At 63.2% G+C, this 13,370-nt stretch carries 9 protein-coding genes; 6 read left to right on the forward strand and 3 right to left on the reverse strand.

What is annotated here, in order from left to right:
- Nucleotides 1-90: 90 nt before the first annotated feature.
- A complete protein-coding gene (locus tag MRBLMS1_RS15355) occupies nucleotides 91-594 on the reverse strand; it encodes a DUF3016 domain-containing protein (protein WP_230516667.1) in 504 nt (167 codons plus the stop codon).
- A 438-nt stretch (nucleotides 595-1,032) separates the two neighbouring features.
- On the opposite strand from MRBLMS1_RS15355, the gene MRBLMS1_RS15360 reads away from it, so the two are divergent.
- Entirely contained in the window at nucleotides 1,033-2,538 is a 1,506-nt protein-coding gene (locus MRBLMS1_RS15360) for a DUF3369 domain-containing protein (protein ID WP_485880211.1), read from the forward strand.
- Nucleotides 2,539-2,801: 263 nt separating this feature from the next.
- On the opposite strand, the gene MRBLMS1_RS15365 is transcribed toward MRBLMS1_RS15360, so the two are convergent.
- Nucleotides 2,802-4,748, reverse strand: a complete 1,947-nt coding sequence (locus MRBLMS1_RS15365; RefSeq protein ID WP_485880213.1) for a GAF domain-containing sensor histidine kinase — start codon at nucleotides 4,746-4,748, stop codon at nucleotides 2,802-2,804.
- A gap of 185 nt (nucleotides 4,749-4,933) precedes the next feature.
- Between MRBLMS1_RS15365 and MRBLMS1_RS15370 the strand changes: the two genes are divergently transcribed.
- The 5 genes from MRBLMS1_RS15370 to MRBLMS1_RS15390 all read left to right on the forward strand — a co-directional run bounded on the left by MRBLMS1_RS15370 (nucleotide 4,934) and on the right by MRBLMS1_RS15390 (nucleotide 12,636).
- Nucleotides 4,934-6,481 carry a C13 family peptidase gene (locus MRBLMS1_RS15370; RefSeq protein WP_485880215.1) on the forward strand — a complete coding sequence of 516 codons (1,548 nt, stop codon included), beginning with the start codon at nucleotides 4,934-4,936 and terminating at the stop codon, nucleotides 6,479-6,481.
- Between the two features lie 42 nt (nucleotides 6,482-6,523).
- Nucleotides 6,524-6,898 carry a cation efflux protein, CzcI family gene (gene czcI / locus MRBLMS1_RS15375; protein WP_456129397.1) on the forward strand — a complete coding sequence of 125 codons (375 nt, stop codon included), beginning with the start codon at nucleotides 6,524-6,526 and terminating at the stop codon, nucleotides 6,896-6,898.
- Nucleotides 6,899-6,989: 91 nt separating this feature from the next.
- Nucleotides 6,990-8,222, forward strand: a complete 1,233-nt coding sequence (locus MRBLMS1_RS15380) for a TolC family protein (protein ID WP_485880217.1) — start codon at nucleotides 6,990-6,992, stop codon at nucleotides 8,220-8,222.
- A gap of 12 nt (nucleotides 8,223-8,234) precedes the next feature.
- Nucleotides 8,235-9,440, forward strand: a complete 1,206-nt coding sequence (locus tag MRBLMS1_RS15385; RefSeq protein ID WP_485880219.1) for an efflux RND transporter periplasmic adaptor subunit — start codon at nucleotides 8,235-8,237, stop codon at nucleotides 9,438-9,440.
- A 25-nt stretch (nucleotides 9,441-9,465) separates the two neighbouring features.
- Entirely contained in the window at nucleotides 9,466-12,636 is a 3,171-nt protein-coding gene (locus tag MRBLMS1_RS15390; protein ID WP_485880221.1) for an efflux RND transporter permease subunit, read from the forward strand.
- A 165-nt stretch (nucleotides 12,637-12,801) separates the two neighbouring features.
- On the opposite strand, the gene MRBLMS1_RS15395 is transcribed toward MRBLMS1_RS15390, so the two are convergent.
- Nucleotides 12,802-13,311, reverse strand: a complete 510-nt coding sequence (locus MRBLMS1_RS15395) for a hypothetical protein (RefSeq protein WP_034753470.1) — start codon at nucleotides 13,309-13,311, stop codon at nucleotides 12,802-12,804.
- Between the last annotated feature and the right edge of the window lie 59 nt (nucleotides 13,312-13,370).

The following is a 13,370-nucleotide window of genomic DNA, read 5'->3' on the forward strand; positions in this document are numbered from 1 at the left end:
GGTTCATCGAGAAGATGAATACCGCCCTGCTCGCCATGCGGCAAAATGGCGAGCTGGCGCGCATCGAAGGAGCTTACTTGCGCTGATTCACTACTTGCGCGCGTGGCGCTTCAGCTTGACGCCGAAGGTATCGGAAAACCAGTCGTCGATCATCAGCTTTTCATAGCGCAACTTTTCATTGCTGAAGTAAGGATTGATACGGCTCAAGTACGACATATCGGACAGGGCCGCATTGCCGCTGCTGATGACCTTGCCATCCTGTTCCAGCACATACTGCAAGCGCATGCGCGGCCAGTCGACCCGGCCATTCATGACGCGGATATCATGGCCGGCACGCAGGGAGGGATTTTCACGTCCCGCCAGATCCACGTCCGTGACGTCGATTTTCAAGGTCCGCCCGGGCGGCAGCGCCGTACCCAGCTTCTCGAAATGCCGGGTCAGCTCCTTCAGTACGTCTTCCCGTTCTTGCGGGTCGAACGGCACATCCGTGAATTGATCCGGTTTGCTGAAATGCACTTCAGTTCCTGCCCAGGCCGCGCTGCTGGCCAGCAAGGCCAGGCCGGCAATCAGGGCGCGCGTTGTCTTCTTTTTCATGATGTAATCCTTTCAGGAAAAATGTGGGTGGCGCATGAGCCACTTTGGATCCGCTTCACTATACCCCCATGCGCCGCCGTTCAAAGCGAAATTCATACCTTGTTACCTTTTCCTACGGCAACTTTGACAAGACCAGGTGCAGACTTTTTTGCAGATTCATTGGCAATATTAATTAAAACAAAGTATTGTCTTGAAAATATAGTTGCCTAAGCGATAAAGTATAGATAGTGTCGGCAGCGCGGATTTAAAGTGCTTTTTTAGCACGTGTGTTGCATGATTTTAGTCAATTGTTCTTGCTTATTGTTAATACTTAGCTGTCAGTCTACAATCGACAAAATGCGCCTGAAAAACGCGCAACGCCGGTAGTGGCGCACAGGAATTCCTGGCGCGGGCGTCTCAGCATTGCGTCAGTTATGCCTTTTAGCGGAACTTGCCCTTATGTCATTTTTGTCTTCAGCATCGCCCAAGTTACCTCCCTGGAAAGTCCTGCTCGTCGACGATGAACCCGACATCCACGACATCACCAAACTGACGCTGAGCCGTTTCCGCCTCGAAGGCCGCGCGCTGAGCTTCGTGCACGCGTACAGCGGCGCCGAAGCGAAGCAGGTGCTGGCGCGCGAAGAAGGTATCGCGCTCGTCTTCCTCGACGTGGTGATGGAACGCGAAGACAGCGGCTTGGAAGTGGCGCGCTGGATGCGCGAAGACCTGGGCAACCAGTTTACGCGCATCGTGCTGCGCACTGGGCAGCCGGGACAGGCGCCGGAAGAACGCGTGATCGTCAACTACGACATCAACGACTACAAGGAAAAGACGGAACTGGACCGCACCAAGCTGTTCACCACCACTTTTGCCGCCCTGCGCGCCTACCGCGACATCATGAAGGTGGAAGAGGCGCGCCAGGCCCAGCTCCATTACCGCGAAGGCCTCGAGCGCGTCATCGCCGCCTCGGCGCACATCTTCAAGCAGCGCAACTTACGCGACTTTGCCAGCGGCCTGCTGCAGCAAGTCGTCGCCCTGCTGCGTTTGGAAACGAGCATGCTGCTGCGCCTGCGCGGCGCCAGCGCCATCTCGGGCGAGCAGGACTATGAAATCCTTGCGCAGATCGGCGACACGGACGATGGCATTCTCAGCCCGTCCCTGCTGTCGCAGCTGGACGACGCCAAGAGCAACAAGATTTCGCGCCTGCACGGCGACACCTATGTCGGCTATTTCCCGAACAGCAGCGGCAAGGCCTCGCTGCTGGTCTTGAAAGGCGTGGAAGAAATCTCCGACCTCGACGCGCAATTGCTGGAAGTATTCTGCTCGGGCGTGGCGATCGCCTTCGACAATATCCTGCTGACGCAGGAAATCACCGATACCCAGGCCGAGCTGATCCTGCGCCTGGGCGACGTGGTCGAATCGCGCTCGCACGAAGGCGGCAACCACGTGCGCCGCATGGCCGAAGTGTGCCAGCTGCTGGCGCAGGCGTCCGGCATGTCGGAAGAGGAAACCATGGTGCTGCGCCACGCGGCCCCCATGCACGACATCGGCAAGATTTCCACGCCCGACGCCGTGCTGCTCAAACCGGGCAAGCTAGACGCCGCCGAATGGGAAATCATGAAGCAGCATCCGACGGTGGGCATGTCCATCCTCGACGGCTCGCAGCGCCCGCTCCTGAAGGCAGCGGCCGTGATCGCCCACCAGCACCATGAAAAATTCGACGGCAGCGGCTACCCGCAAGGTCTCGTCGGCGAAAACATCCACAAATACGCGCGCATCGCCGCCGTCGCCGACGTCTTCGACGCCCTCATGCACAAGCGCTGCTACAAGGACGCCTGGCCGTTGCAACGCGTCGTCAGCTACCTGCGCGAAGTGAGCGGCAGCCACCTCGATCCGCAGTATGTGGAGTTGTTGATTGCGAATCTCGATGAAGCGCTGGCGCTGAATCAGCGTTTCCCGGATTAGCATGCGTACGTCGGATTACGCGGCTGCGCCGCTAATCCGACCTACGTGGTTTCGGCCCAAGCCCCCAACACGGGCACTCCGGGCCAAGCGGGCCTGAAAAATGTCGAGGGCAAGGCGCAGCGACGCAGACAGTACGCATGTACGGCAAGGAGCTGCAACGCCGCCATCGGCATTTTCTCAGGCCCGCGTCTCCGGCCCGCCGTTTTCAGGTTTTCAAAGACACATCATTGAAACCGCCGCCGGCGTCGGATTACGCGCAAGCGCTAATCCGACCTACGTGGCTCCAGCGGGAAGCGTATCTTGTAATGCAAGCCCATGCCGGGCGCACTGACCACCTTCACCGTCCCTCCCAGCGGTCCCGTCACCAGGTTATACAGGATATGCGCGCCCAGGCCGCTGCCGCCCGAGCCCCGCTTCGTCGTGAAGAAGGGGTCAAACAGCTGGCCCAGGGTGGCGCTGTCCATGCCCATGCCATCGTCGCTGTAGTCAAGTTCCAGCATGTCGCCAGCCGTCCGCACGCCGATCTTGATCTTGCCCGGCTCGCCTTCGGCAAAGCCATGCACCAGTGAATTGACCACCATGTTCGTGACGATCTGCGAGACGGCGCCCGGATAGCTGCGCAGCTGCACTTCGGGCGCGCAGTCGATCTCCACTTTGACCGGCTTGCCTTTCAGCTTGGGCTGCAGGGACAGCAGGACTTCATCGAGGTATTTGCGCAAATTAAAGCTGCGCAATTCGTCCGACGACTGGTCCACGGCCACCTGCTTGAAGCTGCGCACCAGCGCCGCTGCGCGCTGCGTGTTCGTCGTCATGATGCGCAGGGTCTGGTCGATGATGTCGAAAAATTGCCGCAAGCCGTCCTCGTCGAGCTGGCCGCCTTCCAGATCTTCGCGCGTCAGTTTCAATTCCTGCACCAGGTGGCTGGTGGCCGTCACGCAGATGCCCAACGGCGTATTGATTTCATGCGCCACGCCCGCCACCAGGCGCCCCAGGGACGCCAGCTTTTCCTGGCGCACCAGTTCCGACTGCGCTTCCTGCAAGGCGCTCAGGGCGCTGTTCAGGGCCGCGTTCTGCTCTTCCAGCGCTTCCTTGGCCTGGCGCATGGCGCTGTCGGCCTGGATACGGGCCATCGCCACGGCCACGTGGCTGGCCATGAAGGCCAGCACGTCCAGTTCCGCCTGGCCATACACGACGGATTCGTCGTAGCTTTGCACGATGATCACGCCATATTTGCGCTCGCCCAGCAGCATGGGCGCGCCCATCCAGCTGGCGATGCCGACATTGCCCAGCGGCTCGTCCATCTCGCCGCTGGCCACCAGCGCCGCATAGCTGCTGGCATCGAGCAGACAAGCCTTGCGCCGCGCCAGCACGTACGAACTCATGCCGATGCCGTAATGAAAGCGTTTCACGGGCGCCTGCGCATCCTTCTCGTCGACGAAATACGGGATCGTGATGTCCTTGTTGTCCGGGTGGTACAGGGCGATGAGGAAATTCTTTGCCGTCACCAGTTCGCTGATGATGGCGTGCAGGCGCGCATACAGGGTCGTCGCGTCGGCCGCCTGCGCCGACAGGTTGGCGATTTCATACAGCGCATGCTGGAGGTTTTCCGCGCGGCGCCGCTCGGCCACCTCGTGCGCCAGCAGGGCCGTGCGCTCCTGCACCGCCTTTTCCAGCCGGTCCATGCTTTGCATGCCTTGCAGGGCGCTCGACACGTGCGTGGCGATCAGCGCGAACAGGGCCTGGTCTTCCAGGCTGAAGCGGTGCTGCGCGTCATAGCTCTGAATGACGATGGCGCCCAGCACCTGGTGCTGCTGGTCCAGCAGCGGACAGCCTATCCAGTGCTCGGCCGCCGTGCCGCCGCCCCAGGCGCCGCCGCCGATGGCGCGCATGGCGTCGTCGTCAGCCGTCATCACCAGCTGCTTGCGGTTGACGATGACCCACGCCGTGGGCGATTGCGCGGCGCTGGCCAGGCGCACGCCCTCGTCCGGGTCGGGCGCGGCGTCGAATTCATCGACAAAATAGGGAAAGCGCACGAGGCCGTCGTCATGGTCGCTGAGCGCCACGTAAAAGTTCGCCGCATACATGATGCGTCCCAGTGCCGCATGCACCGCCTGCAGGAATTCGCTGATATCGCTGCAGGTGCTCGAGCGCTGCCCGATCTCCAGCAACACGGTTTGAACGGCTTCCAGACGGCTGAGGCGGCTTTCCATGGGTGACTATGTACCTTGTGCAAGTATATGTTCTGAAAATCAATATTATCAGTTCAGCCCGGCCTTGGCACGGCATAAAACGGAGAATCTTGCCTTGAGGCTGAGCAACGCACGCCACGCGCACATTTGCAACGCTGGCAATACAGTGGCAGACTAGGCCCCTTCCTACAGACCAGACCGTCCTCATGACCGCCACGCTACGCGCCTCGCTTCGTCCCTACACCCTCGCCGGCCTGCTGGCCTTTGCCGCGCTGGGCATGCCGCCGCTGTGCGCCGCGCCAGCCAAGGCGCCGGCGGCGGAAACGGCCGATGGCGGACGCTATTTCGGCCCCCTCGTCGCGGGCAAGATGCATGGCCAGGGCCGGCTCGAGTATGCGAGCGGCGCGTTTTACGAAGGCGGTTTCGCGCGCGGCGTGTTTTCTGGCCAGGGCAAGCTGCGCCAGGCCTCCGGCGTCGAATACACGGGCGCCTTCCGCCAGGGCGCCTTCGATGGCATCGGCCGCTACACTTCGCCCAAGGGCGAGATTTATGCGGGCAGCTTCGTCAAGGGCAGCTTCGAGGGACAAGGCCGCTTCCAGGGCGCCGATGGCGCCACCTTCGAAGGCCATTTCAAGCACTGGCGCCCGCACGGCGCCGGCAAACTGACCGACACGGACGGCACCGTCTTCGAAGGAGAATTCGTCCAGGGCCAGGTGCAAGGCAAGGCCAAGGTCACCACCAGCGACGGCATCCATTACGAAGGCGAGCTGAAAGACTGGAAATTCGAAGGCGAAGGCGTGCTGCGCACGGCTGACGGCGACGAATACCGGGGCGGCTTCAAGAATGGCCAGTTCGACGGCAAGGGCGTGCTGCGCTACGCCGTGGCGCAGGCGGACGGCCGGCGCGAAGACAGCGGCAACTGGACGGAAGGCCAGCTGGACGACCCGGCCCTGGACAAGCTCACGCGCGACAATATCGAACTGGCCCTGTACAACCAGCGCAGCCTGCTCGACGGCGCCCTGGCCCGCATCACGCCGCGCGATCCTGCGAAAAAAATCAATCTGTATCTGCTGGGCGTGGCCGGCGATGGCGCGCAGGAAGTGTTTCACCGCGAAACGGCCTTCGTGCAGCGCCAGTTCGACCGCGATTACGGTACCGTGGGCCGCTCCTTGATGCTCGTCAACAGCCGCAACACGGTGGCCCAGCAGCCGATGGCCACACGCACCAGCATCGCCGCCAGCCTCGACGCGCTGGGCGCGAAGATGGACAAGGCCAACGACATCCTGTTTCTGTTCCTCACCAGCCACGGCTCGCCCGAGCACGAACTGGCGCTGGCGCAAAACGGCATGGATCTGCACAGCCTGCCCGCGCAAGAGCTGGCCAGCATGCTCAAGCACAGCGGCATCCGCTGGAAAGTCATCGTCGTTTCCGCCTGCTATGCGGGCGGCTTCATTGCGCCCTTAAAAGATGACAATACCCTCATCATCACGGCCGCGCGCAGCGACCGCACCTCGTTCGGCTGCGACGACCAGAACGATTTTACCTACTTCAGCGAAGCGTATTTCAAGGAAGCGCTGCCAAAGAGCGCCGGCTTTGCGGAGGCCTTCGACAAGGCCAAAGTGCTGGTGCAGGCGCGCGAGGCGGCCGATTTCCGCGAAGGCGGCATGGAGACGGAAGAGCATTCCGAGCCGCAGCTGTTCCAGGGCAAGGCCATCGCCGCGCAACTGAAGGCGTGGCGCGCCCAGCCGCGCTGACATGGGCACGGCCTTCTTTCTTTCTGTACAATAGCCGTCACCATGCGCCGATTCTTCCTCATTTTTCTGCTGTTCGTGCTTCCGCTCCAGATGTCCTGGGCCGCGGCGAGCGCGTATTGCCTGCACGAGGAAGGCAAGGCGGCGCAGCACCTGGGCCACCACAGCCACCAGCACAAGGCCGAGTCCGATGCGGACAAGCAGCCTGCCGGCGACAAAAAAGTGGCGGACCAGCAGAAAAAAGGCCAGCCGCACAGCGACTGCAACGTCTGCCATGGCATTGGCCACGCATGGCTGCCAGCCGGCTCCAGCCTCCCCGTCGGCGACACGGCGTCCGTCAACGCGGACACTTCCCCCTTCTTTTACGCATCCCACATCCCGGACGCTCCCAAGCGCCCCGACTGGTCGTCGGCCATCTAGGCCGATGGGACGTTTCAATCACTTATCGCAGTAAGTCAGGCGCAGGCCTGCGCGTCCCGTCGAATTCTTTTCCATGCTTTTGGAGAATTCGATGTACCGATCCATCTTGTTACTATCCGCTGGCCTGCTGGCCGGCAACCTTGCCCACGCACAATCCAGCGTGGAAGCCGCCGCACCGTTGACCCTGCCCACCGCGCTGGCCCTGGCCGAGGGCGGCAACGCCACCCTGTCGGCAGCCCGCCACGAACTGGCGGCGCAGAGCGGCGCCTTGCAACAGGCGCGCGCCCTGCCCAATCCGGAATTGCAAACCGTGCTGGAAGACACGCGGCGCGCCACGCGCAGCACCACCGTGCAACTGAACCAGCTCATCGAACTGGGCGGCAAACGCGGTGCGCGCGCCGCCGTCGCCCAGCGCGGCGCAGACCTGGCGCAAGCGGGCCTGTCAATGCAGCAAGCCGACACGCGCGCCGCCGTCACTTCCGCCTTTGTCGACGTGCTGGCAGCGCAGGAAGGCTTGCGCCTGGCCGACAGCGCACAGGCCCTGGCCGCGCGCGCCAGCGACATCACGGCGCGCAGGGTAACGGCCGGCAAGGCCTCGCCCGTCGAGGAAACCCGCGCCAGGGTCGCGGAAGCGAGCGTGCGGCTGGAGCTGAACCTGGCCCGCAGCACCCTGGCCAGCGCCCGCAAGCGCCTGGCCGCCCTGTGGGGCAACGCCACGCCACGCTTCAGCGTCGCCGAGGGACGCCTGGAAACCTTGCCCGAGCTGCCACCGGCCAGCGAACTGGCGGCGCGCCTGGCCCAGGCGCCGGCCGTGCGCCAGGCGCAAAGCGCGCTGGCCCAGCGGCAAGCCATGCTGGACGTGGAACAGCGGCGCGCCACGCCCGACGTCACAGTCAGCATCGGCATGAAGCGCTCGGAAGAGCTGGGACGCAACCAGGCCATCATCGGCCTGGCCCTGCCGCTGCCCCTGTTCGACCGCAACGCCGGCAACAAACTCGACGCCCTGCGCCGCAGCGACAAGGCTAGCGACGAGCTGGCCGCCGCCCGCATCGCCGTGCAAACGGACGTGGCCGCCGCCACCGAACGCCTGGCCACGGCCCGGCTCGACGTGGAAAGCTTGCGCCAGGACATCTTGCCTGGCGCGCAAAGCGCCTATGACGCGGCCAGCAAAGGTTTCGAGTTCGGCAAGTTCGCCTTCCTCGACGTGCTCGATGCCCAGCGCACCTTGCTGCAAGCCAAAAACCAATACCTGCGCGCGCTGACGGAAGCGCAGCACGCCGCCGCCGACATCGAGCGCCTGCTGGGCACACCAGCTCCCCTGTAAGGAACACCATCCATGAACATCACACTCAACAAAAAGCAGACGATCGCCATCGCTTCCATCGCGGCCGCCGGCATCGTCCTGGCAATCCTCATCCTCGGCACGGGCAAGTCCAGCCCCCCTTCGGTTCCTGCCGTCAAGGCGGAAGCACATGCTGAAAAGAAAGACGAACATGGCCACGAAGAAGTGGAAGGCAAGCTGGAATTGACGGCCGCGCAAAGCAAGGCCGCCGGCGTCGTCATCGCCACGGCCGCGCCCGGCCGCATCAAGACGACGGTCGCCCTGCCCGGTGAAATCCGGTTCAATGAAGACCGCACGGCCCATGTCGTGCCGCGCCTGGCCGGCGTGGTCGAAGCCGTGCAGGCGAACCTGGGCCAGCTGGTGAAAAAAGGGCAAGTGCTGGCCGTCATCGCCAGCACGGAATTGTCGGAACAGCGCAGCGCGCTGCTGTCGGCGCAGCGGCGCTTGTCGCTGGCCCGCTCCACGTATGAGCGCGAGGAAAAACTGTGGCGCGAGAAAATTTCGGCCGAACAGGATTATCTGCAGGCGCAGCAGGCATGGCGCGAAGCGGAAATCGCCGTGCAGAATGCGCAGCAAAAGCTCAGCGCCCTGGGCGCCACGAGTACCAGCAAAGGCCCGCTGAACCGCTATGACATCCGCGCGCCGTTCGACGGCATGGTGCTGGAAAAACACATCACCCTGGGCGAAGCCGTCAAGGAAGACGCGAACATCTTCGTCATTTCCGACCTGTCGACCGTGTGGGCGGAAATCGCCGTGCCGGCCAAAGACCTGGCCACCGTGCGCATGGGAGGCAAGGCGGAAGTGAAAGCGTCCGCGTTTGACGCCAGCGCGCAAGGCACGATCACCTACGTGGGCGCGCTGCTGGGCGAACAGACGCGCACGGCCAAGGCACGCATCAGCTTGCAGAACCCGGACATGGCGTGGCGCCCGGGCCTGTTCGTCACGGTGGAAGTGGTGTCCGGGGAAGCGGACGCGCCCGTCACCGTGCACAGCACGGCCATCCAGACGGTGGAAGACAAGCCCGTCGTCTTCGTGCAGGTAAAAGATGGCTACCAGGCCACGCCCGTGGTGCTGGGCCGCAGCGATGGCACATTGACGCACATCAAGCAGGGCCTGGCAGCCGGCACGCCGTACGCGGCGCAAGGCAGTTTTGTTCTGAAGTCCGAGCTGGGCAAAGACTCCGCCGGCCACGAACACTGATCACGTCAAACTAAAGGAAACCATCATGTTTGAACGCTTGATCCGCTTCGCCATCGACCAGCGCTGGCTGGTGATGCTGGCCGTGGCCGCCATGGCCGGCCTCGGCATCTACAGCTATCAAAAGCTGCCCATCGACGCCGTGCCCGACATCACCAATGTGCAGGTGCAAATCAATACCCAGTCCGCCGGCTATTCGCCGCTGGAAACCGAGCAGCGCGTGACCTTCCCCATCGAGACGGCCATGGCCGGCTTGCCGAACCTGGAACAGACGCGCTCGCTGTCGCGCTATGGCCTGTCGCAAGTGACCGTGATCTTCAAGGATGGCACGGACATTTATTTCGCGCGCCAGATGATCAACGAGCGCTTGCAGGAAGCCAAGGAAAGCCTGCCGTCCGGCATCACGCCCAAGATGGGCCCCGTCTCCACGGGCCTCGGCGAAATCTACCTGTGGACGGTGGAAACGCAGGACGGTGCGAAAAAGCCGGACGGCACGCCGTACACGCCGACGGACTTGCGCGAAATCCAGGACTGGATCATCAAGCCGCAGTTGCGCAACGTCACGGGCGTGACGGAAATCAACGCCATCGGCGGCTACGCCAAGCAATACCAGGTGGCGCCCTACCCGGAAAAACTGGCCGCCTACGGCATCAGCCTGCAAGACGTGGTGACGGCGCTCGAGCGCAACAACAGCAACGTGGGCGCCGGGTATATCGAAAAACAGGGCGAGCAGCTGCTGATACGCGCGCCGGGCCAGGTGGCGTCCAAAAGCGACATCGGCAACATCGTCGTCGCCAATGTGCAAGGCGTGGCGATCCGCATCCGCGACGTGGCCGACGTGGTGCTGGGACGCGAGCTGCGCACGGGCGCGGCCACGGAAAACGGCCGCGAAGTGGTGCTCGGCACCGTCTTCATGCTGATCGGGCAGAACAGCCGCGCCGTCTCGCAAGCCGTCGACAAAAAGATGGTGGAGATCAACCGCAGCCTGCCGAAAGGCGTGCACGCCGTCACCGTGTATGACCGCACGGTGCTCGTCGACAAAGCCATCAATACGGTGAAGAAAAACCTGCTGGAAGGCGCGGTATTGGTGATCGCCATTTTGTTCCTGTTCCTCGGCAATATCCGCGCGGCCGTCATCACGGCCATGGTGATTCCGCTGGCCATGCTGTTCACGTTTACGGGCATGGTGCAATACCATGTGAGCGCCAACCTGATGAGCCTGGGCGCGCTGGACTTCGGCATCATCATCGATGGCGCCGTCGTGATCGTGGAAAACTGCGTGCGCCGCCTGGCCCATGCGCAGCAGAAACTGGGACGGCCGCTGACCTTGCAGGAGCGTTTTCAGGAAGTGTTTGCCGCCTCGCAAGAAGCGCGCCGCCCCTTGCTGTACGGCCAGCTGATCATCATGGTCGTGTACTTGCCCATCTTCGCGCTCACGGGCGTGGAAGGCCGCATGTTTACGCCGATGGCCCTGACGGTGGTCATCGCCCTGCTGGGCGCCATGCTGCTGTCGATCACCTTTATCCCGGCCGCCGTGGCGCTGTTCATCGGCGACAAGGTGGCGGAAAAGGAAAACGCCATCATGCGCGCGGCCAAGCGCTGGTATGCGCCGCTGCTGGACAAGGTCATGCGCAACACGCCCGTCGTGCTGACGGGCGCGGCCGTGGCTGTCGTGCTGTCAGGCTTGCTGGCAACACGCATGGGCAGCGAATTCGTGCCCAGCCTGAACGAGGGCGACATCGCCATCCAGGCCCTGCGCATCCCCGGCACCAGTTTGAGCCAGTCGCTGGCCATGCAGCAGCAGCTGGAAAGCAAGCTCATGGCAAACCACAAGGAAATCGCGCGCGTGTTCGCCCGCACGGGTACGGCCGAGATCGCATCCGACCCCATGCCGCCGAATATTTCCGATGGCTACATCATGCTCAAACCCCGCGACGAATGGCCGGAACCGGGAAAATCGCGCGAGCAATTGCTGGCGGAAATCGAAGCGACGGCCACCAGCTTGCCCGGCAACAACTACGAGTTTTCGCAGCCGATCCAGCTGCGCTTCAATGAACTGATTTCCGGCGTGCGCAGCGACGTGGCCGTGAAACTGTTCGGTGACGACATGGCCGTGCTCGACAGCACGGCCGCGAAGATCGCCGGCGTACTGGGCAAGATTCCCGGCGCGACGGAAGTGAAGGTCGAGCAGACGACGGGCCTGCCCATGCTGACGGTGCAGATCGACCGCGAGCAGACGGCCCGCTATGGCCTCAATATTGCCGACGTGCAAGCGGCGATTGCCACGGCCATCGGCGGGCAAGAGGCGGGCACCCTGTTCCAGGGCGACCGCCGCTTCGACATCGTCGTGCGCCTGCCCGACAGTCTGCGCAGCGACCTCGAGCAGCTGAAACGCCTGCCCATCGCCCTGCCCCAGGGTGCAGCGGCGGAAGGCCGTGCCCGCTTCATTCCGCTCGGTGAAGTGGCCAGCCTGCAAGTGGCGCCGGGACCGAACCAGATCAGCCGCGAAGACGGCAAGCGCCGCATCGTCATCAGCGCCAACGTGCGCGGGCGCGATATCGGCTCGTTTGTGGCCGACGCCACGCAGCAATTGCAAGCGCAAGTGGCCATTCCCGCCGGCTACTGGACCAGCTGGGGCGGCCAGTTCGAGCAGCTGCAGTCGGCCACGAAACGCCTGGAACTGGTGGTGCCCGTGGCGCTGGCCCTCGTGTTCGTCTTGCTGTTCGCCATGTTCGGCAATGTGAAGGATGGTTTACTGGTGTTCAGCGGCATCCCGTTCGCCTTGACAGGCGGCATCGTGGCCCTGTGGCTGCGTGACATCCCCATGTCGATCTCGGCGGCCGTCGGCTTCATCGCCCTGTCCGGCGTGGCCGTGCTGAACGGTCTCGTGATGATCGCCTACATCCGCCAGCTGCGCGAACAGGGCATGCCCTTGCACGATGCCATAAGGGAAGGCGCGATCACGCGGCTGCGGCCCGTCTTGATGACGGCGCTGGTGGCGTCGCTGGGTTTCGTGCCGATGGCGATCGCCACGGGCACGGGCGCCGAAGTGCAGCGTCCGCTGGCCACCGTGGTGATCGGCGGCATTTTATCGTCGACGGCCTTGACCTTGCTGGTGCTGCCGCTGCTGTACCGGCTCGCGTATCGCAGGAAAGAAGAGGAGGTAGGTCGGATTAGCGTGGCCGAAGGGCACTCTTAATCCGACACATTGTTGGCACTGGTGGCGTCGGATTACGGCCTTTCAGGCCTAATCCGACCTACGCCTGCCGCTGCTGTACCGGCTCGCGTATGCCGCAAGAGGTAGGTCGGATTAGCGCGCAAGCGCGTAATCCGACACATTGTTGACGCCGGTGGTGGCGTCGGATTACGGCCGGCGGTAGCCACCCTCAATCCAGTTCGCCGCTGACGTCGCATTGAACTTGAACGCGGCCGACGTGCGCACCTTGGCGATCTGTTCGCCGTCGGCGTCGTAGGCGCTCAGTTCCGCGTACGGGTGGTCTTCGTCGGGGACGATGTCGAACATCACCTTGACTTGCCCCTCGTCCGTGGCGACGAACAGGTTCTTGTGCAATTGCGCATGCAGCTGCTGCTCGTGGCGGCGCAGCACTTCCGACGCCGTCTTGACCAGGGTATTGAAGGCGTTGACGTCGAGCGGCTTCGGATTTTTCTTGTCGCGGCCCATGGTCCACGGGCCCACCAGCGCCGGCTCCGGTTCGCCATCCTTGATCATGGCCACGGCCCAGCCTTCATCTTCCTCGTTCTTGATCACCCTCGCCGTCCAGCCATTGCCTACCCACAGGCGCGGCTCCTGGATCGGGGCGTCATTGTCCTGCTCGGCTGCTTCGTCGGAAAAGTCGGGGAAATCGGTACTCATGGCGGTGCTCGTGATGGAAGGTCGGGGCTAGCATGATAGTCGAAAACGCCCGCCCGTGC

The sequence above is a fragment of the Massilia sp. LMS1-1-1.1 genome (assembly GCF_040815535.1).
Lineage (GTDB): Bacteria > Pseudomonadota > Gammaproteobacteria > Burkholderiales > Burkholderiaceae_D > Janthinobacterium > Janthinobacterium aestuarii.

Bases quoted from the DNA above. Each gene is read 5' to 3' on its own strand.
- MRBLMS1_RS15390 (WP_485880221.1), top strand. From the start codon at position 9,466: ATGTTTGAACGCTTGATCCGCTTCGCCATCGACCAGCGCTGGCTGGTG.
- MRBLMS1_RS15360 (WP_485880211.1), top strand. From the start codon at position 1,033: ATGTCATTTTTGTCTTCAGCATCGCCCAAGTTACCTCCCTGGAAAGTC.
- MRBLMS1_RS15365 (WP_485880213.1), bottom strand. From the start codon at position 4,748: ATGGAAAGCCGCCTCAGCCGTCTGGAAGCCGTTCAAACCGTGTTGCTG.
- MRBLMS1_RS15370 (WP_485880215.1), top strand. From the start codon at position 4,934: ATGACCGCCACGCTACGCGCCTCGCTTCGTCCCTACACCCTCGCCGGC.
- MRBLMS1_RS15380 (WP_485880217.1), top strand. From the start codon at position 6,990: ATGTACCGATCCATCTTGTTACTATCCGCTGGCCTGCTGGCCGGCAAC.
- MRBLMS1_RS15395 (WP_034753470.1), bottom strand. From the start codon at position 13,311: ATGAGTACCGATTTCCCCGACTTTTCCGACGAAGCAGCCGAGCAGGAC.
- czcI (WP_456129397.1), top strand. From the start codon at position 6,524: ATGCGCCGATTCTTCCTCATTTTTCTGCTGTTCGTGCTTCCGCTCCAG.
- MRBLMS1_RS15385 (WP_485880219.1), top strand. From the start codon at position 8,235: ATGAACATCACACTCAACAAAAAGCAGACGATCGCCATCGCTTCCATC.
- MRBLMS1_RS15355 (WP_230516667.1), bottom strand. From the start codon at position 594: ATGAAAAAGAAGACAACGCGCGCCCTGATTGCCGGCCTGGCCTTGCTG.